28 protein-coding genes are annotated in these 25,547 nt (G+C 41.6%); 17 read left to right on the top strand and 11 right to left on the bottom strand.

Features of this window, described 5'->3' with window-relative positions; genetic code table 11:
• Positions 1-1,086, bottom strand: a complete 1,086-nt coding sequence (locus V7L95_RS06070) for a Rap family tetratricopeptide repeat protein (protein ID WP_182488984.1) — start codon at positions 1,084-1,086, stop codon at positions 1-3.
• Positions 1,087-1,615: 529 nt separating this feature from the next.
• Between V7L95_RS06070 and V7L95_RS06065 the strand changes: the two genes are divergently transcribed.
• From V7L95_RS06065 to V7L95_RS06055, 3 genes are all read left to right on the top strand, one after another.
• Positions 1,616-2,380, top strand: coding sequence for a transporter substrate-binding domain-containing protein (locus V7L95_RS06065; protein ID WP_007497862.1), 765 nt, complete (start codon positions 1,616-1,618; stop codon positions 2,378-2,380).
• 70 nt (positions 2,381-2,450) lie between these two features.
• Positions 2,451-3,095, top strand: coding sequence for an amino acid ABC transporter permease (locus V7L95_RS06060; RefSeq protein WP_007497860.1), 645 nt, complete (start codon positions 2,451-2,453; stop codon positions 3,093-3,095).
• A complete protein-coding gene (locus V7L95_RS06055) occupies positions 3,092-3,820 on the top strand; it encodes an amino acid ABC transporter ATP-binding protein (RefSeq protein WP_025208197.1) in 729 nt (242 codons plus the stop codon). The genes V7L95_RS06060 and V7L95_RS06055 overlap by 4 nt, the downstream gene beginning before the upstream one ends.
• 87 nt (positions 3,821-3,907) lie before the next feature.
• Here V7L95_RS06055 and V7L95_RS06050 read toward each other — a convergent pair whose 3' ends face one another.
• Positions 3,908-4,291: a VOC family protein gene (locus V7L95_RS06050; RefSeq protein ID WP_008345541.1), complete on the bottom strand. Its 384-nt coding sequence runs from the start codon at positions 4,289-4,291 to the stop codon at positions 3,908-3,910.
• 117 nt (positions 4,292-4,408) lie between these two features.
• Between V7L95_RS06050 and V7L95_RS06045 the strand changes: the two genes are divergently transcribed.
• Positions 4,409-5,590: a class I SAM-dependent rRNA methyltransferase gene (locus V7L95_RS06045; protein ID WP_340968466.1), complete on the top strand. Its 1,182-nt coding sequence runs from the start codon at positions 4,409-4,411 to the stop codon at positions 5,588-5,590.
• Between the two features lie 37 nt (positions 5,591-5,627).
• Here the strand turns inward: V7L95_RS06045 and V7L95_RS06040 are convergent, their stop codons facing one another.
• Together V7L95_RS06040 and V7L95_RS06035 are read right to left on the bottom strand one after the other, a co-directional pair.
• Positions 5,628-6,308, bottom strand: coding sequence for a CidB/LrgB family autolysis modulator (locus V7L95_RS06040; protein ID WP_007497850.1), 681 nt, complete (start codon positions 6,306-6,308; stop codon positions 5,628-5,630).
• A complete protein-coding gene (locus V7L95_RS06035) occupies positions 6,302-6,685 on the bottom strand; it encodes a CidA/LrgA family holin-like protein (RefSeq protein WP_017368298.1) in 384 nt (127 codons plus the stop codon). Before V7L95_RS06035 ends, V7L95_RS06040 begins: the two co-directional genes overlap by 7 nt.
• A 165-nt stretch (positions 6,686-6,850) precedes the next feature.
• On the opposite strand from V7L95_RS06035, the gene V7L95_RS06030 reads away from it, so the two are divergent.
• The 4 genes from V7L95_RS06030 (at position 6,851) to V7L95_RS06015 (ending at position 9,744) form a co-directional block, all read left to right on the top strand.
• Positions 6,851-7,738 (top strand): LysR family transcriptional regulator, encoded by an 888-nt coding sequence (locus V7L95_RS06030; RefSeq protein WP_017360156.1) that lies wholly within the window; start codon positions 6,851-6,853, stop codon positions 7,736-7,738.
• 17 nt (positions 7,739-7,755) lie between these two features.
• Positions 7,756-8,580, top strand: a complete 825-nt coding sequence (gene thiM, locus V7L95_RS06025; protein ID WP_081114247.1) for a hydroxyethylthiazole kinase — start codon at positions 7,756-7,758, stop codon at positions 8,578-8,580.
• A complete protein-coding gene (gene thiE, locus V7L95_RS06020; protein ID WP_340968462.1) occupies positions 8,567-9,256 on the top strand; it encodes a thiamine phosphate synthase in 690 nt (229 codons plus the stop codon). The genes thiM and thiE overlap by 14 nt, the downstream gene beginning before the upstream one ends.
• Positions 9,257-9,369: 113 nt before the next feature.
• Positions 9,370-9,744, top strand: a complete 375-nt coding sequence (locus tag V7L95_RS06015) for a nuclear transport factor 2 family protein (RefSeq protein WP_008345523.1) — start codon at positions 9,370-9,372, stop codon at positions 9,742-9,744.
• Between the two features lie 349 nt (positions 9,745-10,093).
• Here V7L95_RS06015 and V7L95_RS06010 read toward each other — a convergent pair whose 3' ends face one another.
• The 6 genes from V7L95_RS06010 to V7L95_RS05985 form a co-directional block, all read right to left on the bottom strand.
• A complete protein-coding gene (locus V7L95_RS06010) occupies positions 10,094-10,432 on the bottom strand; it encodes a DUF4288 domain-containing protein (RefSeq protein WP_017360152.1) in 339 nt (112 codons plus the stop codon).
• Between the two features lie 294 nt (positions 10,433-10,726).
• On the bottom strand, positions 10,727-12,265 hold the full coding sequence (locus V7L95_RS06005) for a cation acetate symporter (protein WP_041091531.1): 1,539 nt from the start codon (positions 12,263-12,265) through the stop codon (positions 10,727-10,729).
• The gene (locus V7L95_RS06000; protein ID WP_024719499.1) at positions 12,262-12,576 is read right to left on the bottom strand and encodes a DUF485 domain-containing protein; all 315 of its coding nucleotides are present in this window, start codon (positions 12,574-12,576) and stop codon (positions 12,262-12,264) included. Before V7L95_RS06000 ends, V7L95_RS06005 begins: the two co-directional genes overlap by 4 nt.
• A gap of 107 nt (positions 12,577-12,683) precedes the next feature.
• Positions 12,684-13,352, bottom strand: a complete 669-nt coding sequence (locus tag V7L95_RS05995; RefSeq protein WP_035389886.1) for a glycosyltransferase family protein — start codon at positions 13,350-13,352, stop codon at positions 12,684-12,686.
• The gene (locus V7L95_RS05990) at positions 13,345-14,034 is read right to left on the bottom strand and encodes a class I SAM-dependent methyltransferase (protein ID WP_017368290.1); all 690 of its coding nucleotides are present in this window, start codon (positions 14,032-14,034) and stop codon (positions 13,345-13,347) included. The genes V7L95_RS05995 and V7L95_RS05990 overlap by 8 nt, the downstream gene beginning before the upstream one ends.
• Positions 14,035-14,332: 298 nt before the next feature.
• On the bottom strand, positions 14,333-14,473 hold the full coding sequence (locus V7L95_RS05985; RefSeq protein ID WP_008345506.1) for an anti-repressor SinI family protein: 141 nt from the start codon (positions 14,471-14,473) through the stop codon (positions 14,333-14,335).
• A 458-nt stretch (positions 14,474-14,931) separates the two neighbouring features.
• Here V7L95_RS05985 and V7L95_RS05980 point away from each other — a divergent pair, with 458 nt between their 5' ends.
• Together V7L95_RS05980 and V7L95_RS05975 are read left to right on the top strand one after the other, a co-directional pair.
• Positions 14,932-15,315: a GtrA family protein gene (locus tag V7L95_RS05980; RefSeq protein ID WP_024719496.1), complete on the top strand. Its 384-nt coding sequence runs from the start codon at positions 14,932-14,934 to the stop codon at positions 15,313-15,315.
• 26 nt (positions 15,316-15,341) lie between these two features.
• Positions 15,342-15,599, top strand: a complete 258-nt coding sequence (locus V7L95_RS05975; RefSeq protein WP_340968453.1) for a hypothetical protein — start codon at positions 15,342-15,344, stop codon at positions 15,597-15,599.
• Between the two features lie 34 nt (positions 15,600-15,633).
• Here the strand turns inward: V7L95_RS05975 and V7L95_RS05970 are convergent, their stop codons facing one another.
• A complete protein-coding gene (locus tag V7L95_RS05970) occupies positions 15,634-16,479 on the bottom strand; it encodes an AraC family transcriptional regulator (RefSeq protein WP_340968451.1) in 846 nt (281 codons plus the stop codon).
• A gap of 175 nt (positions 16,480-16,654) precedes the next feature.
• Between V7L95_RS05970 and V7L95_RS05965 the strand changes: the two genes are divergently transcribed.
• The 7 genes from V7L95_RS05965 to qoxC all read left to right on the top strand — a co-directional run bounded on the left by V7L95_RS05965 (position 16,655) and on the right by qoxC (position 25,546).
• Entirely contained in the window at positions 16,655-17,839 is a 1,185-nt protein-coding gene (locus tag V7L95_RS05965) for a galactokinase (protein WP_017368289.1), read from the top strand.
• On the top strand, positions 17,839-18,831 hold the full coding sequence (gene galE, locus V7L95_RS05960; protein ID WP_017368288.1) for a UDP-glucose 4-epimerase GalE: 993 nt from the start codon (positions 17,839-17,841) through the stop codon (positions 18,829-18,831). Before V7L95_RS05965 ends, galE begins: the two co-directional genes overlap by 1 nt.
• Before the next feature lie 31 nt (positions 18,832-18,862).
• Entirely contained in the window at positions 18,863-20,383 is a 1,521-nt protein-coding gene (gene galT / locus V7L95_RS05955) for a UDP-glucose--hexose-1-phosphate uridylyltransferase (protein ID WP_058213469.1), read from the top strand.
• A gap of 7 nt (positions 20,384-20,390) precedes the next feature.
• Complete coding sequence (locus V7L95_RS05950; RefSeq protein ID WP_340968446.1) at positions 20,391-21,473, top strand: aminopeptidase P family protein; 1,083 nt, start codon at positions 20,391-20,393, stop codon at positions 21,471-21,473.
• Between the two features lie 513 nt (positions 21,474-21,986).
• Positions 21,987-22,943, top strand: a complete 957-nt coding sequence (gene qoxA / locus V7L95_RS05945; RefSeq protein ID WP_089374137.1) for a cytochrome aa3 quinol oxidase subunit II — start codon at positions 21,987-21,989, stop codon at positions 22,941-22,943.
• Positions 22,944-22,970: 27 nt separating this feature from the next.
• Entirely contained in the window at positions 22,971-24,929 is a 1,959-nt protein-coding gene (gene qoxB / locus V7L95_RS05940; RefSeq protein ID WP_008345496.1) for a cytochrome aa3 quinol oxidase subunit I, read from the top strand.
• A complete protein-coding gene (qoxC, locus tag V7L95_RS05935; protein ID WP_099682291.1) occupies positions 24,929-25,546 on the top strand; it encodes a cytochrome aa3 quinol oxidase subunit III in 618 nt (205 codons plus the stop codon). The genes qoxB and qoxC overlap by 1 nt, the downstream gene beginning before the upstream one ends.
• The last annotated feature ends 1 nt before the right edge of the window (position 25,547 follow it).

Raw genomic sequence — 25,547 nt, 5'->3', positions numbered from 1 at the left:
TTAACAAGTTTTGAATGACAACGCCTTGTTCTGAAAATAAATCGCTTCTTTAGGAAGACCATTTTCAGTTAAGTAGGCGGCTACATCCTGACAGATAGCCTCAAGATCAACAAGGAAATTCATAGATTCTAATTGATCACAATAAGAAATGATCTGCTCAATCATGTTGTTTGGCTGGAGCATCAATGTTTCTAAAATGGATAATTTAAGTGAAATGTTTCGTTGTTTTAAATTTTCTGCTTTTTGAAGTGAAAGCTGTACATAATAGTGGAACAAACCAGGCTTTTTCAGCTTAAACAGCGCTTTCGTGTAGGCATACAAGGCCAGTAAATAGCCGCCTGGGGAAGAAGTTTCGAATGACTCAATCAATAAAGCTTTTTCTAGGAGCGGCACAGCTTCACTGTATTCATTTCTTAGACTTTTAATAAAAGCTGCATTGCAATACGCGTGACCAAGTAAATCTGGATCCTCCATCTGTTCTAGTGAGTGAATTACCTGTTGAAACAAAGTTTCTGCCTCATCATATTTCGATTGATCCGCATAATTCAGAGCAAGCATCATTTGACAGCTGATTGATTTTTTCACATAACATGGATCTGCGTCGTAAATAGACGAAGCCTTTTTTAAGTGGTGGATGGAGAGAAGTGTGGATCTTATATTATAGTATAGACAGCCTGTTTTATAATGGAATTCTGCTTTTTCAATGTCATCATGTACGAGATCTAATTTATCCTCTGCCAATTTCAAATGGTGAAATGCTGAATCTTGATTCCCTCTGCGCATTTCATACATGCCTTTAAAGAAATAGAAATAGTAGCTGAGCATATCATCTGTACGAATCGCATTTTCATCCACAAAAAGACTGTGATCTAACGAAGCTGTATCTTCGATTAAATCTTTGAAACGGTATTCTAAAAGTTGATAGTAGAGTAAGACGTCTTGATTCTCTTCCATTCGATCAAATGCTTGAAGAATTTCTTCTTTTAGCTGTATTGCTTCTTGTATGTCTCTTTTTTTCATCAAGACATACCAGTCATTTAGCATATTTGCTACATCAACGGATGACAAAACACCTGTTTCTGCCAATTGGTATCCTCCTTTCTTCACCTATTCATTTCTGCTGATTCTTATTTGTCTGAATCATCTTTCCATATTAAGTATCTTCTTATATTTTAAGCGGTCTATCTCAATTTGTAAAACATGTTTTTTGATGTAAATTCAACCAGTAGTGAAAAAAATAGGGAGTAGCGATCAAATTGTATACGCTTACATTTTTTTAGGTAAAAAGAGGATGTTGGAAAAAATATATCAGGATATCAATAGAGGAAGAGAGACAGTGAAAGAGGGTTTTTTCATAGGTGAGAAAGAAGTGTTATTTATAAAGGAGTGTTCTCGGTTTTTTGTGAGATTATATCACATGAATATTGTGAAACATGCTTCTTTCAGAATAAAATGAGTTATTCGCAAAAAAGTAAAATTTAAAGAGACTATCGATCTAGAATTGTATGGATCTTTGGTATTGATAAAAAATATCACACAGTATAGCTTTAGCGTGGTATAGTAAGATTGTTGTTGCGAATATTTAGACAAAACTGACAATTGGGGGTCGTGTTTTATGAAGAAATCGATGTTACTGATCATGGGACTAATTGTTGTGCTCGTCATGGCAGCCTGTGGTTCAAAATCAGACAGCGGTTCGGGAGAAGGCAAAGGCACATATAAAATCGGGATAGATGTAACATATCCGCCATTTGAATTTGAAAAAGGCGGTAAAACTGTGGGAATAGACGTTGATTTAATTAACGCCATTGCGAAAGACCAAGACTTCAAAGTGAAGCTTGAAGCAATGGATTTCTCAGGGATTATTCCAGCGATGCAAGCAGGTCAGCTTGATGTTGGAATGGGTGGTATGAGTATTACAGATGAGCGTAAAAAGAAAGTGGATTTCTCAGATCCATACTTCGACGCTGGTCTGACAGTTGTTGTGAAAAAGGACAGCAGCATCAAATCGATTGATGATTTAAAGGGGAAAAAGCTAGCTGTTAAAAATGGGACAACAGGTGCAAAATTTGCAACAGATAACGCAGACAAATATGGGTATGAAGTAGTTCAATTCAATGACAGTCCATCTATGTTCCAAGAAGTATCTAATGGAAATGCAGATGCTTTAATTGAGGATTATCCTGTCATTACGTATGCGATCGCACAGCAAGACTTGAAATTGAAAACAGTTGGAGACCGCTTGAATGGCGACCAATACGGGATCTCAGTCATGAAGGGGAAAAATCAGGACTTATTGAAGAAAATCAATAAAGGGCTTGAAAACCTAAAGAAAAACGGTGAATATGACAAAATTATTGAGAAATATTTGAAGTCATAACACAAGCGAGGCGCGCTCAGAGCGCGCTTTCTTTATGTGTCAACCGTATGTGAATTAGGGAGGGAGAAACATGGATACGATTGTTAATGCATTTCCGTATTTAATGGATGGTTTGCAAACCACTTTATATATCTTTGTTGTTGCTATCATTTTAGGTTTTATTATCGGGTTGATTGTGGCGCTATTCCGCCTGTCACCATTTAAAATCTTGAACTTTATTTCACTCGTTTTTGTCAATGCCATTCGAGGTACGCCATTTATCGTACAGCTATTCTTCATTTATTTTGGGCTTAATACACTTGAATTCATTTCGCTTGATCGAGTGCCGGCAGGGATTATTACAGTAGCGATTAATGCAGGAGCTTATTTCTCAGAAATTATTCGTGCAGGGATTCAGTCCATTGATAAAGGACAAACAGAAGCCGCACGCTCTTTAGGATTCACAGGTGGACAAAACATGCGTTTTATCGTTCTTCCACAGGCATTCCGCCGTATGCTTCCAGCCATTACGAACCAAGCCATCATCAGTTTGAAGGACACCTCTCTCTTATCGATTATCGGTATTGCTGATATCATGCAGCGGGGACAAGTTCAAGCATCGGCTACATTTGATCCTTTGAATGTCTGGCTCATTGTCGGTGTCATTTATTTCGTGATCATTTATTTACTTTCTCTACTGGCTAGCTACGCAGAAAGGAGATTTGATGTGAAATGAGTATGATTACGGTGAAAAACTTGAAGAAATCCTTTGGTGATAACGAAGTCTTAAAGGATATTAATGCAGTCATCGAGGAAAAAGAGGTTGTATGTGTCATTGGTCCTTCAGGATCAGGGAAAAGCACATTTCTAAGATGTCTCAATAAATTAGAGGATATTACGGCTGGGGAAGTTGTTGTCCACGGACATACGATTACAGACCCAAAAGTGAATATCAATAAAGTACGACAAGAAGTTGGCATGGTGTTTCAGCACTTTAATTTATTTCCTCATAAAACCGTGTTAGAAAATATCACGATCGCACCGGTGAAAGTAAAAGGGATGGAGAAGAAAGCCGCAGTCGATAAAGCATTAGACTTGCTTGAAAAGGTCGGCTTGAAAGACAAGGCCAAAAGTTACCCTAACCAATTATCTGGTGGACAAAAACAGCGTGTTGCCATTGCAAGAGCCTTGGCGATGGACCCGAAAGTGCTCTTATTCGATGAGCCGACATCTGCTCTTGACCCTGAGGTCGTTGGGGATGTTTTAGCTGTTATGAAACAATTAGCAGTCGAAGGAATGACGATGATTGTCGTCACACATGAAATGGGCTTTGCAAGAGAAGTGGGAGATCGCGTGATCTTTATGGATGGCGGATATATCGTCGAAGAAGACAAACCAGAAGCACTCTTTGGAAACCCTCAGCATGAGCGTACCAAATCATTTCTTAGTAAGGTGCTATAAAAAAAGAGTAAGAGCAGGTATGCTCTTACTCTTTTTCTTTTGTGACGAGAATGAATATACCGATTCGCATGCATTTCCTAGGAAATATTATCGCTGGAAGAACTCAATCCACTCTTGGTCTGGCCCTCGGAAAAAGAAGTAGCAATAGCCATTGGGCAATGTTGTGATTTCTTCATCTATTAGCTCAATTTGCAGCTTTTGAATACGGTTGAATTCCGCGTGGATATTATCTGTTGTGAAGGCGAGATGGTGGACCTTTCCTTCAGATGGAAGGTCACTGCTATACCCTTGAATGAGTTCAATTTCCGTTTCCGCTTCGTCTTTAAAGCCAAGAAAGGCAAGTTCAATGACTCCGTTTGTATGAGTGATGCGATCCTTTAATTTCATGCCCACCACTTTTTCATAAAAATCAATGGACTGATCAATATTTGTCACCATAATCCCTGTATGATCTAAGCGTAATGTTGTCAAAAAAGAGCCTCCTCTATGTCGAGTTGATATTTTTCTCCTCATCTTATCATAATAGAAGTATCGTATACATTCATATGGTAGGATAGAGAGAGTCAATTTAGGATAAGGATGACACAAATGAAAAAAATCTCATTAAAACAAACATTTGCAGAACAAGTGAAAAATGGATATCCGCTTATTTCAAAAGATGCTGTGTCGCGTGTGAACGGTGTACAGGAAGGCGAGCTCATTGAATGGGTAGATGAAAGAGGCTCTTTTTTAGGGAAAGGATATTATGGTGTGCAAAATAAAGGCATCGGTTGGGTGCTTTCCTTTGACGCTAACGAAAAAATAGATCAGGCCTTTTTTGTTTCTAAACTTGAACAGGCATCCAAAAGCAGAACGCATCTATTTCGTGATGCACAGACGACGGCTTTCCGTGTGTTCAATGGAGAAGGGGATGGAATTGGTGGAATCACGATTGATTATTATGATGGATTCTATCTCATCCAATGGTATAGCGAAGGTGTTTATACATTAAAAGAAGATGTATTGGCTGCGATTGAGCAGGTGTACCCTGACTATAAAGGCATTTATGAAAAGAAACGATTTGATACGTCTGGACAATATATCGAAGATGACGATTTTGTAAAAGGGGAGAAAGGTGAATTTCCTCTTATCGTCAAAGAAAATGGGATGAACGTGGCGGTTTATCTAAATGATGGTGCGATGACAGGTATTTTCCTTGATCAGCGTCATGTGCGAAAAGCAATTCGAGATCGCTATGCAAAAGGAAAGACCGTCCTTAATACGTTCTCTTATACCGGCGCTTTCTCTGTAGCAGCAGCGCTTGGCGGGGCAAGCCGTACGACAAGTGTAGATGTTGCAAACCGCAGTTTGAAAAAAACATCTGAGCAGTTTGAAGTGAATGGCATTGATGTAGACGGGCAGGATATCAAAGTCATGGATGTCTTTAAATATTTCCCGTTTGCGGCGAAAAAAGGCTGGAGCTATGATGTCGTGATCTTGGACCCACCATCCTTTGCACGAACGAAGAAACACACATTCAGTGCAGCGAAGGATTATAAGAAACTATTAAAAGAAGCCATCCAGATCACAGCTGAGAACGGCGTCATTGTGGCGTCAACCAATAGCAGTGCATTTGGGATGAAAAAGTTTAAAGGATTTATTGCACAGGCCTTTAAAGAATCTGGGAAAACGTATCGTATTCTTGAGGAATATACACTTCCTGAGGACTTCCGTACAACGAAAAATTATCCTGAGGGGAACTATTTAAAGGTTGTCTTCATCCAAGCATAAGAAAAAGCCATTTTCCGATAAGGGGAAATGGCTTTTTCTATAGGGCAAACGACATCAGGATAGGCGCTGCACATAATGTAATAATGGCCGAAATGATCATGGACACACTTGAGATCGTGCCTGAGACGGAGCTCAGTTCAAAGGCCTTCGATGTGCCTGCACCATGTGCTCCTGTACCAAGCAGAACGCCCATTGCAATGTCATTATCAATACGGAAATAACGGATAACCAATGGTCCAATGATTGAGCCAAATAATGCTGTTAAAATGACGAAGACAGCCGTAACGGACGGCATCCCGCCAATCATTTCAGACACACTCATTGCAACAGGTGTTGTGACGGATCTTGGGACGAGGCTCTCGATCAGACTCGTATCCAAATGAAACAATTTGGCGATAAACGCTGTTGATAAAATCGCAACGATAGAACCGCAAGCCACATTTAAAATAATTTCTACTGCATGCTTCTTCAGAATGTGAAAATACTTATATAAAGGAATGGCAAATGCCACAGTCGCAGGTTGAAGCATATTTGTCAGCCATTTTCCGCCTTGATTGTAAGCATCGTAAGGAATGTTCACGATTAACAGCAAGACCACAAGAACAACCGGTGTCACAAGTAAAGGGGAGACATAGACTTTCGGGTGACGTTTATAAACCGCTTTTGATCCGAGATAGATCAGAATGGTTAGGATCAAGAATAGTCCACCAACTAACATAGCTTTTTTCGCTCCTTTCTTTTCGCAATCATCTGCGTCATTATGCCAGTCGAGAGCATGACCACAAAGGTACTAAGTAAAACCACAAGGACAATACTTGTGCCAGATTGAGAAAGTAATGTTCCGTAATCAATCACACCTACTGCTGAAGGGATAAAGAAGAGTAGCAGTTCTCCGAGCAGCCATACGGCGCCAAGTTCAATCCATTTTAATTTAATGATGTTAAAATGAAGTAATAAGAAAATGACAAGAATGCCTAAGATCGTGCCCGGAATTCTTAAATGCAAAAAGGCCGCCAGCACATTCATCAATTTCGCAAAAGCAAATAAAGCCATAATCTGAAGGGTAGCAATCAGCGACGTTTTGAGCAATTGCACTTTCTGTTCACTCCTTTTTCTATATAAATTGTTCACTGTTTCACAAAAACAACACAACGTTCTAATCGGTGAGCTTACTTTAAAGTGTACAGCACGTTCTATTATAGGTAAAATACATATATTGAATAGTTAGTATTCCTTTTGTCTATAGAAAGGGTGAACCATGTGGACATCAGACATTTAACATATTTCTTAGAAGTGGCACGGTTAAAGAGTTTTACGAAAGCATCACAATCGCTCTATGTGTCGCAGCCGACCATTTCCAAGATGGTCAAAAACCTAGAGGATGAGCTAGGTGTGCAGTTGTTTTACCGTAATGGCAGACAGGTTGAAATGACAGATGCTGGACAAACCATGTATACACAGGCGAGTGAAATCACACAATCCTTTCAGAATTTAACGAGTGAATTAAATGATTTAATGAATGTGAAAAAAGGACATATCCGAATAGGACTGCCGCCCATGATTGGATCAAGCTTTTTCCCAAATGTGATGGGAGAATTCCGCCAGCAGTATCCAGATGTCACCTTTCAATTGGTGGAGCACGGCTCCATTAAAGTAGAGGAAGGGGTAGAGGATGGATCATTAGATATTGGTGTCATTGTTCTGCCTGCAAATGATAAAATTTTTCATACATACACCATCATTAAAGAGAATATGAAGCTTGTCACCCATCCATCACATCCGATGGCAGGACGTGGTGAGGTTCATTTGGCTGATTTAAAGGAAGAGTCTTTTATTTTCTTTCGAGAAGATTTCGTTCTGCACAGCCGAATCTTAAATGAATGTATGAATGCTGGATTCAGGCCGAACGTTATTTATGAAACGTCACAATGGGATTTCATCAGTGAAATGGTTGCTGAGAATCTTGGGATTGGGCTTCTGCCTGAACGGATTTGCCGTGATCTAGATCCAGATAAAGTGAGGATCATTTCCTTAAATCCGTCTATTCCGTGGCATTTGGGTGTCATTTGGCGAAAGGACCGCTACTTGTCCTTTGCTGCAAGAGAATGGTTAAAGCATACAAAATCCTATGTGTGGGATGCAGAGTAAAAGGGAGGACGATACAGATGAAATTAAGCTGCGTGTCTCATCTTTTGGAAAAGGTTCGAGCGGAAAATCCGCTTGTTCATAATATCACCAACCAAGTTGTGACGAACTTTACAGCGAATGGACTGCTTGCTTTAGGTGCTTCTCCAGTCATGGCAAATGCCAAAGAAGAAGTGGCAGAAATGGCGCAATTAGCGGATGCACTTGTGCTGAATATTGGCACACTAACAAAGGATACAGTGGAGGCAATGGTCATTGCTGGACAAGCGGCCAATGAAAAAGGTGTACCGGTTCTATTAGATCCTGTTGGTGTTGGTGCGACAACGTTTCGGACGAGTGCGGCGAAACAGCTGTTACAGCAAGTGGACATCACTGTTGTTAGAGGGAATGCTGCTGAAATGGCTCATTTAATTGGAGTGAATGGCTGGCAGTCAAAAGGGGTTGATGCAAAAGGGGCAAATGGAGATGTATCGTCTTTAGCAAAGCAGGCGGCAAAAGCACTTCAAACCGTTGTGGCGATTACGGGGAAAGTGGATGTCGTGTCAGATGGAGAAGAGGTTCTATCTATTCATAATGGACACGAATGGTTAACCAAGGTGACAGGGACTGGCTGTTTACTCACCTCTGTCATAGGGGCATTTTGTGCAACAGGGGAACGTCCAATTCATGCGTCGGCATCAGCTCTGCTGTTTTATGGTGTCGCTGCAGAAAAGGCAGCTCAGCAGACAGATGAGAAAGGGCCAGGGACCTTTCAAATCGAATTGCTAAACGCGCTGTCCAATACAAATGGTCAAGATGTAATCACGTTAGGGAAAATAGGGGGAGTTTTGCATGACGAAGGTTGATCAGCAGCTAATCAAACAGCAATTATCGGTTTATTTTATTATGGGAACAGCGAATACAAGCCGGCATCCGCTTGATGTGGTAAAAGAGGCCATTCAAGGCGGGATCACGATGTTTCAGTTTCGTGAAAAGGGTGAAGGTGCTCTGCAAGGTGAAGAAAAGAAAAAAATCGCTCATCAGATTCAAGCACTTTGCCAAGAAGCGAATATCCCCTTTATCGTAAATGATGATGTACAGCTTGCAATCGATCTTGATGCAGATGGTGTCCATGTTGGGCAGGAAGATACAAATGCACTAGACGTACGGCAAAGAATCGGGAATAAAATATTAGGCGTGTCCACGCACAATCTAGATGAAGTGAGGCAAGCGATGAAGGACGGGGCAGACTACGTTGGGATGGGTCCAGTCTATCCTACAGAAACAAAAAAGGATACACGCAGTGTCCAAGGTGTTTCTTTAATCAACGAAGTACGTCAACACGGTCTTCACATTCCTATTGTGGGCATCGGCGGGATCACGTATGAAAATGCGGCACCAGTCATCCAAGCGGGAGCCGATGGCATTAGCATCATCAGCGCCATTAGCCAAAGCGCTGATCCGAAAAAAGTTGCGGAAGAACTAACATCTCTTGTCGAGTCAGAGAAAGCAGCTCTTTCATCTGTAAAAGACATGGATTAACTCATCCATGTCTTTTCTTATCTGCGTGAAAAATAGACAGAAGAGATACAATTGTGTACAATCTAATTGTTTGATTATTTTCGAAATGACAGGTAAATAAAGGAGAATGAATCATGGAAGTGCTCGATACGTATTTTCGCCGATATGATGAAGCGGGAAAAGGGCAAGAGCAAATGAACGAATTGCTGGCATTGTTTTCAGATGATGTCATGATTGTCTTAAATGGTGCTGAAAAGCCTGGCATCCAAGCGTTCACACAGTTTTTGAACACATTTTTCCACGTACATGAAGACATTAAGCACATGTGGGATGGCTGGGTGAAACGAGAAGATGGGAAGTATGAAACAAACTGGGCTGTTTGCGGAAAGTTAACAGACGGTCGTGTATATACAGCAGAAGGCATTGATATTGCGGAGCTGGATGATCAAGGAAAGATCGTTTATTTAGAAAACGTCCCGAAAAACCCAGAGTTATTCCAGCGATATTAAAAAGCCGGCAGAGCGGATATTATCCCCTCTAATTAGACAGTATGAGATAATAAGCAAGCATGAGGCTTGCTTATTATTAGATTTATTTATCCGTAAATAGCTTATCAATCAAACTTATAGCAACAAAACAAAATGGAAATGCAATGAAAATGTACAGAACGTTTTTAGGTACAAACATATTGTAATAATAGAAAAATACACTCATAAATAAAATCATCACTGCATACTTGATTATCCTCTTCACAACAGTCCTCCTAATATATATCTACCCAACCATTATTAGTGCACTTATCCCTCTTATCTAACTGTTTAGCAATTTGAGTTCACACACTGGTAGCTTAGACTTCTTTTATTTGTCTAACGAATAAGCGTCAATCGCTTCTTTAGCAGATGTTTCTTGATCAAAAAGAAGATATCGGCTGTACACTTCGCTTAAATGCAGGGGGCCTTCGTCTAAGTTTTCAACTAGCTCAAAGATATCTAGTACGGCTACTAGTTTTGTGGTTGTTTGTCCATGATCTCCATTTTCAAATGTCTCATCTGGAAAATGGTCTTTGACGATTTGTTTCACTTTTCGATTGTTTTTTGCTCTCACTAAAATGATTCGTTCCTCAAAGATTTTATCCGGTCTCACCTTTGGTGAGGAGCTAGATTCAAATAATAATTTTGCTGAGTACAATTTATGCATATGTTTCACTTCTTCCTTGTGGGGTGAATTTCCAGTATGTGTTTAAAATGATAACATAGGAATAACAAGAGAAGTCTATGGGGGTAATAGGGTTGAAAAGAATCATTGATAACAGAGGAGAAGTTCATGAAATTCTGCTGATCGTCATCACATGCTGTTCGTTGATCACGTTGAGGAAATGTGACAAGTTAGAAAGATATAAAGAGAGATTAAAAGGCCAATTTATCCCATATTGAGTACAGTTTTGAAATAGCAAGCACTGAAAAAGCCGGCAGAGCAGCCGGCTTTTTCTCATCAATCTGTATCCATATGCATACCTGTGTGTGCTTTTACCTGAATTTCTGTAAAGGTGTCTTCATCTGCTTTTTCAGAGGAGAAAATGGTGCCTAAGTAAGCCGCAAGGAATCCGAGCGGGATCGAGATAATCCCAGGGTTCGATAGTGGGATAAGCGGTTCTCCTGTGAAAATGGCTGCCCCTGATGGGTCCCAGACGCTTGGGCTGAGTGACACGATCAGGAGTGCGCTCAGAAGGCCTGTTAAGCTTCCTGCGATAGCACCTGTTGAGTTAAATCGTTTCCAAAAGACAGTGAAGATAATCAACGGTAAATTCGCACTTGCTGCCACTGCGAAGGCAAGTGACACAAGAAAAGCAACGTTTAAAGATTGCGCAAATAATGCAAGAATGATGGAAAGGATGGCCACGCCGATGGAAGCAAAGCGTGCCGCCTTCACCTGTTCCCGTTCACTCGCTTTCCCTTTGCGGATAATCTGGCTATAAAAATCATGGGCAAAGGCAGACGCGGCGGATAAAACAAGACCGGTCACCACTGCTAAAATGGTCGCAAAGGCAATAGCGGAAACAAAGGCAAATAATAAATCTCCTCCAAGCGCTTGGGCGAGTAGTGGAGCGGCCATGTTTCCTGCTGCATCGGCTGCCGTGATCGCTTCTGTTCCGACAAAAGCAGCGGCACCGAAGCCGAGGAAAACCGTCATTAAATAAAAAATCCCGATGATCCACGTAGCGGATAGAACAGATTTACGCGCAGAAATGGCATCCTTTACTGTATAAAAACGGATCAAAATATGCGGCAAACCTGCTGTTCCAAGCACAAGTGCAAGGTTCAGAGACAGGGTCTCTAAAGGCACATCATATTTATTTCCCGGGTGAAGAAAAGCTTCACCAAGCGGGGTCGCTGTTTTCATCTGTTCAAACATCTTCAGCAGGCTAAAATCAAACTTGGCAAACACAAGCAGCGAAATAATCAGCGTGCCCAGCATGAGAAGCACAGCTTTCGTGATCTGTACCCAGCTTGTTGCGATCATGCCGCCAAACACGACATAAATGGTCATCAAGACACCTACGATCAGCACCGCAATCCAGTAATCAATGCCAAGAAGCAGCTTGATTAATGCACCTGCCCCAACAAGCTGCGCAATCATATAAAAAGTGGAGACCGTGATGGTGTTAAAAGCAGCCACGCCTCGAATAGCAGGGCGTTTGAATCGTGCAGCAATCATATCAGCCATCGTATATTTTCCTAGATTTCGAAGCGGTTCAGCCACGACATAAAGGACGACAAGATACGCTACAAGAAAACCAATACTATAGAAAAAGCCGTCAAATCCATTTAAGGCGATCATGCCGGCGATCCCTAAAAATGAAGCAGCAGACATATAGTCCCCGGCAATGGCAAGGCCGTTCTGAAACCCAGTCAGACCGCCGCCTGCGGTGTAAAAATCACTCGCATTGCTTGTTTTTTTCGCGGCAAAATACGTGATGACCAATGTGAGCCCTACGATCGCTATGAATAAAATAAAAGCGGTCATGCTCATTCGTCATCACCTCTTGATTCAACTTTTAAAGCGCTTACATATTTGTCGAACTGAGCTGCTTTTTTTGCATAAAGTCCACATAAAACCCATGTCATCACAAATTGCGTGAGGGCAAATAACCAAGCCCACGTGATCGCTCCAATTGCTGGCGTGTTCAAAAAGGTGAAGTAGGATGTAGCAACCGGAAGTGAAAAGTAAAAGAGAAAAAAGAAAATCGTCATCGGTACGATAAATCTGCGTTTTTCCTCAAGAAGTTTTCGAAAATCCTTTGAAGCGGCAACCTTCTTATAATGAACGTTTTTGTCTGCCATCGTTTCCTCCTTTGTACGAATTAGGGACAAGGTACTCCAATGCATATGAGACGATCTGGTTGTTTATGACAGTATATCATAAAAAAGGCACCCGAAAAGGGTGCTTTCTACCGATAATGCGCAAGAAATGTTTGTCTTGCTTTTTCATATGCTTCTGCATCAAAATGATCTCCGCATTTGTGAATACACCAGGGCTCCACTTGCCTTGCAATCCCAACCTCATATCCCTGCTGTGCGAACTCAAAAGACTGTGACACATCATAAAAATGAAAGCCGTCTAAAAGATCCTCACGCCATTTGATATCATATTGTGTTGCCATAAAAAGACCGTCAATCGCAGAAGCTTTGATATAACCTTGGGGCTCTGTCTGTGGATGACCAGATTCAAACGTCAGTAGCTGATAGGTGTCGTGCCGATATTCAATGACTTTCCCTCTGCAATCATGGCTCTCCCACCAGATTCCATTGTCTGGCACACTTTCTGCACCTATTACCCCAAGCATGCCAAGTGACGGATTTTGCAAGAAAAGTGGGATCAGCTCGAGAAGCATATGCTGTTTGACGATGAGTGTATCTTGATGAAGATAAATTTTAAACTGTGCAGGATGAGTGAGAGCTTCATTGTATCCAGAGGCCATACTTGATGCATGTCTAATGGGCAAAACCTCTACATGATACCCGTGCGGAGCAGGAAGTGAAGCGAGCTGCCGGAAGCAAGCTTGAAACATCGACTCATCATTTACACATAAAACAAATAAGATGGTGGGGCTACTCATTGAGTTGAACCGCCTCAACCACGTATTGATAGGCTGTCGCTGCCTCGTTAAAATCAAAACGGATGCCATGTTTTACGAGTAATTCATGTAGATCATTCATGACGCCCGTATAGGAAGGGTGTTGTACACGAATGGTTTCAAGCTCACGAACATGAAACCCGGCTGACTGAAAGAGGGCATGAATTTCGTGAAGGGTAAAGAAGCGTAAATGTGTTTGATCCATTAATCCTGCATCTGTATAAGAAAATCTCCCAGCCAGTAATTCTAAAACCGTTGAAATATGACCAATATTCGGAATGGAAGACAAGATGACCCCTTCCTTTTTCAGAAAAGGTTTGACCTTTTTTAAAACGGCCCAAGGGTCCAATAAATGTTCAAGAACATCTCCGAAAATGATGCAGTCAAATTGTTCATGCTGATAAGGCAGCGCCATCTGTTCAATATTGCCGCATAAAACATGATCCAGCGCTTTCTCAGCCTGCTTTGCTGCATCTTCAAAAGATTCAATTCCATATATGGTACGGTCTTGTTGTTTTAAGACTTTTCCAAGCTGGCCTGTGCCGCATCCGATATCCAAGATAGACGTCCATTCCTTGCGAATACGATGGACAATCACAGGGTTCACACCGTGATAATATTGATCCTTCTTTTGATGATAATAAGATAGGGAATCTGAACTCACGCGCCACCCACCTTTCTTCTTTCTTGTGTCTTATGCTTAATATATGGGTGGGGAGCTTGGTTTTATAACGAAAATGGGCAATTTTCATGAATGACAGCTAAAAAGGGGTCATATAAAGAACAGGGAACGGACTGTCCTCCTAAAAATAGAAAGACAGAACCCCATTGAGTGGAAGGGATTGGTATGATGAGGTGTTCAATTATTGTAGCGTATCGTCATGAAAGGATGTTTAAAAGGTCAATTGACAGGTTAGAACTTTAGCCAAAGCAATCTGAAAGACAAAGGATAACGGCGTTGATTACGGTTTGTTTATCATCTTCTGATCACCGTTGGATGTTAAAAAAGCTTGTATTTCCTCGATGCCTAGTCCAATTTTTTTCGCTTCTTGAATCAAATAAACCCACTCTTCGTCAACTCTTCTTTTCACTTGCGTATCCATAATATCCTCCAGTTCAATAAGACATATTCATCTGCAACCAATGACTTGAACAAACCGTCTAGTAACTGTACGTGTATGTGAATGGAGTACAAAAATAGATTTTTGTCGAAAAATGATGACATTTAACCTATTTTGTAAAATCTATCACCTACCACGTCCCTAAAAAAATGACTAAAAAACCCATAAATATTGAATTCTTACTTCTCATAATAAACAATTGTAAAGTCAGTTAAAAGATTATAAATTAAAATAATGATAAAGACCTAAATCATTTGACTCATATAAACCCATAAGGTTGACATATGCCATCAGCGAGAACAAATTTCATCTTTACAGGACGCACATATTGTTCGTTTGGGAAGTTCTTCTTAAGATGGTATTCTAAAAGAAACAGAATTCACCAAGAAGGAATGAAGAAAGACATGTATAGCCTTTTTCAAAAGTATCAAGAAGTTGTCATGTATCTGATCATGGGTGTGTGTACAACCATTGTCAACATAGTCAGCTTCTATTTATTCGTTGAGATGTTTTCTATGGATTACAAAACAGCAACGGTTGTTTCATGGGTATTTGCTGTGCTCTTTGCTTATATCACCAATAAGAAGTATGTCTTCAAGCAAAAGGCTCGTGACACAAAAAGCCTGATGCGTGAGCTTTCTTCATTTTTTAGTGTCCGTCTCATGTCTCTAGGTGTAGATCTGGGGTTGATGATTTTATTTGTGAGCCAAATGGCGCTCAACGAAACCGTCGCAAAAATTCTTGTTAACTTTGTGATTGTCGTGGTCAATTATGTCGCCAGTAAATGGTTCGTCTTCAAGAAAACAAAAGAAGATGCGATTTAACACATGAAAAAGATAGGTGATGTGAAATGAGCAGCAGGCCAGACGAATTATATGATGCCATATATCAACAAACAGAAAAGCAGCATGAACAAGTGTTGAGGCTAGTCAAGGAAATGACCGTACATCCAGAAGCATTTTCTGAGCAAGAAAAGGAAAAGATCAACCGAATGGACATTGCGCTTCAAACAGCAACGGACATTTTAGAAAATTTAATGACCCCTGATACGCAAATGACCATTGTTTTAAGACAAGGGAGAATTCGTGTTGACCTGACGAAAGCGTAAAAGAAGCAGCCAATTGAAAAGCGGCTGCTTTTTATTATGCATCGCTTGTTTCCCGGAGTTGCTTTGGAGACATGCCGATTTTCTTTCGAAAGACTTTATTCAAGTAATTCGCGTTTCGGTAGCCGCACTGTATGGCGATTTCTTCAATCGAGTATTTCGTTGTTTTCAGTAACGTTTCCGCCTTTTCTAAACGAATATTGGTTAAATAATGAATCGGTGTGAAGCCAGTGGCCTTTTTGAATTCCCTCGTAAAATGACTTTTGGATAAACGTGCCGCAGCTGCCATATCGTCAGGCCCAATCTCCTCGTGAAAATGGTGGCTTGCAAATAAGGCCGCTTGGACGATGGGCTCAGGCCATTTCTCCATTTGTCCCTCAAGCTTTGGCAAATATGAATACAGTTCCATGACAAATTGATAAGCAAGGCTAGACCCCTCAAATGGATTGGTAATCCGTCTTTCACTGGCTTCATCATAAATCTTCTTTAGCAGGCGGATCGGTTTGGAATTCGGATGAAAACGCATGACCTGCTTTCCTTGATCGATAAATTGATCAAAGCAAAGGTCACAGGCTTCCCCATAAAGTGTTAAATAGAGAAATTCCCAATGTTCACTGTCTTCTGGAAAATAGTATTGATAAGCACTGGGGCTTTTCACCAGAAAGGCCTGTCCAGGCAATACTTTGAATCGTTTCTGTCCGATTTCAATCATGCCGTGTCCAGACAGTGTGAGCTGAAAGATGCACTTGCCCTGATCCTTCCGCTCTTCGCCATTCCAGCTGTATAACGAAGATGATTGAACTTCCCAGCCAACAGACCAGATTTGGGCCGGCAATGTCACATCAGAATGGTGAAAACGAAATGCAAATGCTTCCTTCTTCAAATTGGAAACCCTCCTTCACAGCAAAAAACAACCTTTTTCTATTTTGAATCATGTTACACCTCATATCACATCGTACCATTCACAGCAAAAAAAGGGTATTTTTTAACGATTTTTTTACCATTGAACTTCAGCTGACGGGGCAACTAAAATAAGATTATCAGAAGAGAAAAGGGGAATGGATATGATCGACACATTACGAGCAGCATTTCACCAGCAATTTGGAGATCAGGAAGAACTCCGCTATTTTTTCGCCCCAGGCAGAGTCAATCTGATTGGTGAACACACAGATTATAATGGGGGCCATGTCTTTCCATGTGCACTCACTCTTGGTACATATGCTGCGGGAGCAAGACGATCAGATGGACGCGTCAGAATGTATTCCTTGAATTTTGAAGAAGAAGGTGTGAAAGAGTTCGACCTTTTTGAAATCGCTTTCTCAAAATCGGACGGCTGGGCGAATTATCCGAAGGGAGTATTCCAACAGTTTATCGAAGCAGGCATGGATGTGAAAGAAGGCTTTGATATTGTGTATGCTGGCAATATTCCAAATGGCGCAGGTCTGTCATCTTCTGCCTCTATTGAGCTCGTCACGGCTGTCTTGATCAATGAATGGTCGTCATTCGGTGTAACGCAAATCGACCTAGCCCTTCTTGCGCAGCGTGCTGAAAATGAGTTTATTGGCGTGAACTGCGGCATTATGGATCAATTTTCAATTAGTCTTGGAAAAGATGGTCACGCTATTTTGCTCAATTGTGACACGCTTTCCTTTGAATACAGCCCATTTCGGCAAGAGGGTCTGGCACTTGTCATTGCCAATACAAATAAAAAACGAACACTTGCAGATTCCAAATACAATGAGCGCCGTTCGGAATGTCAATCTGCTTTAAGCGATCTTAGAAAAGAATTAGATATCGGTCATTTATGTGAGCTCACGGAGGATGAATTCGCTAAGCATGATCATTTGATACAAGATGAAACGTGTAGAAGACGTGCAAGACATGCCATCACGGAAAACGAGAGGACCATGAAAGCAGTAAATTTTCTGAAAGATGATAAAATGGAAGAACTAGGTGCACTCATGAAGGCATCTCACCTTTCTTTAAAGAATGATTATGAAGTCACTGGGCTTGAGCTAGATGCACTGGCTGAAGCCGCATGGCAACATCCAGGGGCGATTGGTTCCCGTATGACAGGTGCTGGCTTTGGGGGCTGTACCGTCAGCATTGTGAAAGAAGAGCTTCTGGACTCATTTATAGAAGAAACAGGTGCGATTTATCAAGAAAAAACAGGCATTCAAGCCTCTTTTTACACAGCTGGAATTGGAGGCGGCGCTAGAGAATTAACGAAGGAGGAATTTTGATGGCAATTTTAGTATGTGGGGGAGCAGGTTTTATTGGCAGTCATGCGGTAGCGGCTCTTTTGGCTAAAGGAGAACAAGTAGTAATTGTGGATAATTTGCAGACAGGTCATAAAGAGGCAGTCGTAAAGGGTGCCGTATTAGAAGAGGGAGATTTAAGGGATCATGCTTTTTTAAGACGGGTTTTTCAAACGCATGACATAGAAGCGGTCATGCACTTTGCGGCAGATTCACTTGTTGGAGAAAGTGTAACAGACCCGCTGAAGTACTATGACAACAATGTCGGAGGGGCAACGGCTTTACTTCAGGTGATGAATGAATTTGATGTGAAACGCATTGTATTCTCTTCAACTGCTGCGACATATGGTGAACCAAAGCGTGTACCGATCGTTGAAACGGATGAGACGAACCCAACAAATCCTTATGGGGAAACAAAGCTCGCGATTGAGAAAATGCTGAAGTGGTCTGAGCAGGCATATGGTATTGAATATGTTGTGCTTCGTTATTTTAATGTAGCCGGTGCTCATACAGAAGGGATTGTCGGGGAAGATCATCAGCCAGAAACGCATTTAATCCCAATTATTTTGCAAGTGGCATTAGGAAAACGTGATCAAATCATGATTTACGGTGAGGATTATGAAACAGAGGATGGCACATGCATTAGAGACTACATTCATGTCATGGATTTAGTAGAGGCGCACATTCTAGCGGTTGAGCGTCTGCGTGAAGGAAAAGGAAGTGCGACGTACAACTTAGGGAACGGCACAGGCTTCTCTGTGAAGCAGGTCGTAGAAGCTGCAAGAGAAGTGACGGGGCATGCCATTCCAGCACAGGTGGCAGAAAGACGTGCGGGTGATCCAGCTAAGCTGATTGCTTCATCAGAAAAAGCGCTGAAAGAACTAGGATGGAAGCCGCAATATGCAGATCTCCACACCATCATTCAAAGTGCATGGGATTGGTTTCAGAAACATCCAGATGGCTATCAAAGTGAGTAACGTGTAGCAGGCAGGGGAGGAGACAAAGGGAATGGCGATTGATATTTTTGAAAAGCTAGAACAGCTGATTCAATATGGGGTTAATAAAGAGCTGATATCACCACTAGATATGGATTATACAAGGAACCGGCTGCTAGAGGTGCTTGGTCTCGATGATGCTGAGGCAAGAACAGTCTCAGGAGACAGCGACCTTGAAGACATCTTAATGCCGATGCTCGATTGGGCAGTTGAAACAGGTCTTATTCCTGACGGGACAGATACGTATCGTGATTTATTAGATGCCAAAATCATGGGCTGCTTGGTGGCGCCTCCGAGTGTCATCTATGCAAAGTTTGAAGAGAAACGCAAGCATTGCGGACCAAAGGCAGCGACAAGCTGGTTTTATGAAATGCAGCAGCATGCCCACTATATTCATACAGGCAGAATCGCCAAAAATGTGCAGTGGTTTACACCGACAGAAGATGGTGAGCTTGAGATCACGATTAATCTATCGAAACCGGAAAAGGACCCAAAAGCGATCGCTGAAGCCAAACAGCTTAGTCAAAAGCAATATCCTCTTTGTCTCCTTTGTAAAGAAAACGTTGGGTTTGGGGGACGCATCAATCACCCAGCAAGACAGAATCACCGGATTATTCCGGTAACACTTACAAATGAGTCGTGGTTTATGCAATTCTCGCCGTATGTGTATTACAACGAACATTGTATTGTGTTCAAGGGCGAGCATGAACCAATGCAGATATCTAAAAAGACCTTCGAGCGTCTGCTTTCCTTCATATCTATATATCCGCACTATTTTATAGGATCAAATGCTGATCTTCCCATTGTTGGAGGCAGCATATTAAGTCATGACCACTTTCAAGGTGGTGCTCATGAATTTCCGATGGCGAAAGCAAAGATGGAAGAAGTGTTTTCTCTCGAAAAGTTTCCGAGGGTGAAGGCGGGTATTGTGAAATGGCCGATGTCAGTGATCAGGCTTCAAAGCAGCGACCAGCAGACGCTTGCGGAGGCAGCGGATTTTATATTACATGAGTGGAAAATGTATTCAGATCCAGAAGCGGGGCTGTTCTCACATACAGGAGAGACCCCGCACAATACCATTACACCGATCGCACGCCGCCATGGGGATGAGTACGAATTAGATCTCGTGCTACGAAATAATCGTACAGACAAGCAGCACCCAGGCGGAATCTTCCATCCGCACAAAGAAGTTCATCATATTAAAAAAGAGAATATCGGATTAATCGAAGTCATGGGTCTCGCCGTGCTTCCTGGAAGATTAGCAGCGGAATTAAGCCAGCTAAAAGCGGCGCTGCTATCCAAAAACCCTCTTGAAGAAATCAAAGCCTGTCCGCCTATCATGAAGCACGAGTCATGGGCAGAGCGTCTGATCGAAGAGAATACCTTTACGAAGGACAACGTAGAAACCATTTTACAAAAAGAAATCGGCCTCATTTTTTCTCGTATACTCGCGCAGGCGGGTGTGTTTAAAAGAACAGAGCAAGGGAAAACAGCATTTAAACGTTTCGTTCAAACACTCCATACAGGCAGGTGATGAGTTGATGATTGAACAGGTAAGAACTTTAATGGAAGAAAAACAACTCGATGGTGTTCTGATTCAAAAGCGTAATAACTTTTCTTGGCTTACAGGAGGAAGAAGAAACCACATTGTGTTAAACACGCCAGAGGGCGTTTGTCAGCTACTTGTGTTGAAAGACGACATTGTTCTAGTTGTGAATCAAATGGAAGAAAAACGAATCATTGAAGAAGAAATGGCGTATTTTGACCATCCCTTTCAAGTCGTCACAATGGATTGGTCTGAGGATGAGACTCCTTACATTCAAACACTCATAAAAGACAAACGAATCGGTGCGGACATTCACATGGAAGGAGTGGAGTGGATCGAACCCGATTTGTCTCGTGTTCGATCGATCCTTTCAGCGCCACAGCTCAGCCAATACGAAACCCTTTGTCATGACACAGCGGTTATTGTAGAAAGTGTCTGTCAAGAAATCGTTCCAGGACAGACGGAGCATGAAATTGCTTCGCTTGTTGCTCAAAGAGCGATTGGGCAGGGGATGACGATAGAAGTGCTGCTCGTGGCGACAGATGACCGGATTCATCAATATCGCCACCCGATCCCAACAGAAAAAGCACTTCAAAAGCATGCACTGGTTGTCCTTTGTGCTGAACGGCATGGACTCGTGGCAAATGTCACAAGATCCGTTTACTTTGGACAGCTACCAAAGGAGCTTGAAGAAAACAAAGAAAGGCTTGCGCGAATTGACACGGTCATGAATGCGGCCACTCGTCCAGGGAACACCATTGGAGATGTATTGAAGGCAGGCATTGCTCAATATGAAAAAGAAGGCTTTCCTGATAGCTGGAAAAAGCTTCACCAAGGAGGCAAGACTGGATTTGTGTCTAGAGAGATCATTGCAGTTCCTTCATCCGTGGAAGAGATCCAGCTTCATCAAGTATTCACTTGGAATCCTTCCTTACCAGGATTGAAATCAGAAGATACGATGGTCGTCGAGAAAGAAGGAAATCGCTTTTTAACCTATACAGGCAAGTGGACGTATATAGACATAGAACATGAAGGAAGCATCTATAGACGACCAGACATTTTGGTGAGAGACGAATAATGAGAAGCCGGCGATGAGCCGGTTTTTTGCTGGAAGTCTTTAGCGAGTTTCCACTCATTTATCACCATTACCAATCATTACAGCGCATAGGGGGAGGATCGATACTTTCTTTTCTTGTCGACTTGCGTTAAAATGAGTAAGGTTTTTGTTAAATATGGGGATACCTATTTTAGAATTGTTTACCTAGATAAAATTTCATAAAGTTAAATTGAAATTTGACCAAACTTTTTTATTGTGGTAAACCTAAATTTGACAAAGTTCTTGATTGTTTGTCCTTTGCCTTCAACTCTCAACTTTTCAAATTCCTAGAAATTTATTGTGTGTGCAATAATATAAATTTATGGCGAATTTATGACATTTCAATAGAAATCTGTTGAAAAATAAATGAACTTTTGAAAAAAGGGGAGCTAACTCCAACAGATTTTGATAGCATTACAAAGGGAAGAAAAGTTTTCGAAGGCAGATGGCTTTTCACAATTATTCAGCAATTTATACATTATTTAAGGAAGGATGGTGATCTTCTTGTTCAGAGCCATTAAACCTATGCTTTTATTAGCGATGCTCGTGAGTGTTTTTGTATTAGGAGGTTGCAGCAATATCGCTGTTTTAGATCCTAAAGGACCAGTCGCAGCACAACAAAAAGACTTAATCCTTTTATCTATTGGATTCATGCTCTTTATCGTTGGTGCGGTATTTGTACTGTTTACCATCATTTTGGTTAAATACCGTGAGCGTAAGGACGTTGGAAACGCCTCTTATAACCCAGAACTACACGGGAATACGCTTCTAGAAGTTGTCTGGACAGTGATCCCAATATTAATCGTTGCTGCCCTTTCAGTTCCAACTGTAAAAACCATTTACTCTTTGGAAGAGGCGCCTCAAGCAACAAGTCATAAAGATCCACTTGTCGTTTATGCTACAGCAGTTGATTGGAAATGGATCTTCAGCTATCCAGAGGAAAATATTGAAACAGTGAACTACTTAAACATTCCAAAAGATCAGCCGGTTTTATTTAAAATCACTTCCGCTGATACAATGGCATCACTATGGATTCCTCAGCTAGGCGGGGAGAAGTATGCGATGGCTGGAATGGAAATGGAACAATATCTTCAAGCTGATGAAGTAGGCACATATGAAGGAAGAAACGCCAACTTCACAGGCGAAGGCTTTGCTCAGCAAAAATTCAAAGTCAATGCGATGACGCAGTCTGACTATGATAAATGGGTAAATAAAACGAAAAAAGAAGCACCAAAGTTAACGAAGAAAACGTATGACTACTTGATGCTTCCTGATGCTGCAGATGTGCAGACATTCTCATCAACACATTTATCTTTTGCGAAGCACGGAGAGGATTCTGAATATGCACTCCAAGCACGCAAACGTTTAGGTTACCAATCAGTTTCTCCGCATTCCAAGACAGATCCTTTCGAGAATGTGAAGAACTATAAAAGAAAATTAGAAAACGAATAAACTGACTAAGGAAAGGAGGAGGCCGTTATGCATTTAAAATGGGATGAGTTTTTTGTAACTGGAGACCCATTAATTCTTGGTGCGCAAATTTCTATCGCTCTTACTTCCATTGCCATTGTGTTTGTTTTAACCTACTTCAAAAAGTGGAAATGGCTCTGGAAAGAATGGCTGACATCAGTTGATCATAAAAAGCTTGGAATCATGTATATCCTTGCTGCTGTGATTATGTTCTTCCGCGGTGGGGTAGACGGACTGATGATGCGCGCGCAGCTGGCGCTTCCTAATAATACGTTTTTAGATTCAAACCACTATAATGAAATTTTCACAACGCATGGTACGATCATGATTTTATTCATGGCGATGCCATTCTTAATTGGTTTAATCAACGTCGTGGTTCCTCTTCAAATTGGTGCACGTGACGTAGCATTCCCGTATTTGAACAACTTGAGCTTCTGGACATTTATGGTCGGAGCAATGCTGTTCAACATTTCCTTCGTTATTGGAGGATCACCAAGTGCAGGCTGGACGAGTTACATGCCGCTCGCCGGAAATGATTTCTCACCAGGACCTGGACAGAACTACTACTTGCTCGGGCTCCAAATTGCAGGTATTGGTACACTAATGACAGGTATTAACTTCATGGTGACCATCTTAAAAATGCGTACAAAAGGTATGACGCTTATGCGTATGCCGATGTTTACATGGACAACATTGATCACGTCTGTCATTATCGTTTTCGCATTCCCTGTTTTAACAGTTGCTTTAGCACTTATGACATTCGATCGTTTATTCGGTTCAGCATTCTTTACACTCGAAGCGGGCGGTATGCCAATGCTTTGGGCGAACCTTTTCTGGATTTGGGGACATCCTGAGGTATATATCGTTATCCTGCCGGCTTTCGGTATTTTCTCAGAAATCTTTGCGACGTTCTCAAGAAAGCAGTTGTTTGGTTACAAAGCGATGGTTGTATCGATTGTGGCAATCTCTGTTCTTAGTTTCCTTGTGTGGGTTCACCACTTCTTTACAATGGGGAACAGTGCAGCGGTTAACTCATTCTTCTCGATCACAACAATGGCGATTTCTGTACCAACAGGTGTGAAAATCTTTAACTGGCTCTTTACAATGTATCGAGGCCGTATCAGTTTTACATCTCCAATGCTTTGGGCACTTGGTTTCATCCCGAACTTCGTAATCGGTGGTGTGACTGGAGTTATGCTTGCGATGGCAGCTGCGGATTACCAGTACCATAATACGTACTTCCTTGTATCCCACTTCCACTATGTATTAATCGCAGGTACTGTATTTGCTTGTTTTGCAGGTCTTGTTTTCTGGTATCCGAAAATGTTTGGTTACAAGTTAAACGAACGAATCGGCAAATGGTTCTTCTGGGTATTCATGATCGGATTTAACATCTGTTTCTTCCCGCAGTACTTCTTAGGACTGCAAGGAATGCCAAGACGTATTTATACGTATGGACCAGAAGATGGCTGGACTGCACTAAACTTTATTTCAACAATTGGTGCATTCATGATGGGTATCGGATTCATCATCCTTTGCTATAACATTTACTACAGCTGGAGACACGCGAAACGTGAAGTGTCTGGAGACAGCTGGGGAGAAGGACGTACGCTTGACTGGGCGACATCTTCTGCAATTCCGCCGCATTATAACTTTGCAGCACTTCCAGAAGTGACGTCACCAGATGCATTCCATCATTGGAAGCAAAACAATGTAGACGTTCATCCTGAAAAAGAATTCAAGAAAATTCACATGCCGCACAATTCAGGCAGACCGCTTATCATGTCTGCATTCTTCGGACTTGGTGCATTCGGTCTTGTATTTGAATGGTACTGGATTGGCGTTATCGGCTTAATCGGTGTATTCGCAACAATGATTTTACGTTCATTTGAATATGACGATGGCTACTATATTCCTGTTGAAGAAGTGATTGAAACAGAGAAAAAGAATAAGGAGGCGCAGAAGTAATGGGACATAATGATAGCAGCTATGCAAATGCACCGCTTGAATATCAGTCTGAAACAGGACGTTTAAACATCCTTGGTTTCTGGATATTCCTTGGCGCGGAAATCGTGTTATTCTCAACACTTTTTGCGACCTACTTTGTTCTTCATGGCAGAACAGCTGGCGGCGTTTTGCCAGCTGAGCTATTTGATATGAAGCTTGTATTGATCATGACATTCCTGCTATTGGTGAGTTCATTTACATGCGGGATTGCCGTTCATGAAATGCGCCGTGGAAGTACAAAAGGGGTTGTCATTTGGACGATCCTCACACTGCTTCTAGGTGCAGGCTTCGTTGGGTTTGAGATTTACGAGTTCTTCCATTATGTACATGAGGGTGCGAGCATTCATACAAGTGCATACTGGTCTGCATTCTTTGTTCTTTTAGGAACTCACGGATTACACGTATCCATCGGTATCTTCTGGATTACCGGGGTCTTGTTCCAAATTAAAAAACGTGGATTAACTCCACAAACAGCAGCGAAGATCTTTATCTCAAGTCTATATTGGCATTTCCTTGATGTTGTATGGATTTTCATCTTCACAGCTGTGTACTTGATCGGATTAGGGGGGCTTTTGTGAT

Origin of the sequence: Bacillus sp. PPSBB_11, from assembly GCF_038023285.1 — a bacterium.
In the GTDB taxonomy this organism is placed as follows: domain Bacteria; phylum Bacillota; class Bacilli; order Bacillales; family Bacillaceae; genus Bacillus; species Bacillus altitudinis.
Note: the sequence above shows the minus strand (reverse complement) of the source record. Positions and strands in the feature narration are given on the sequence as shown.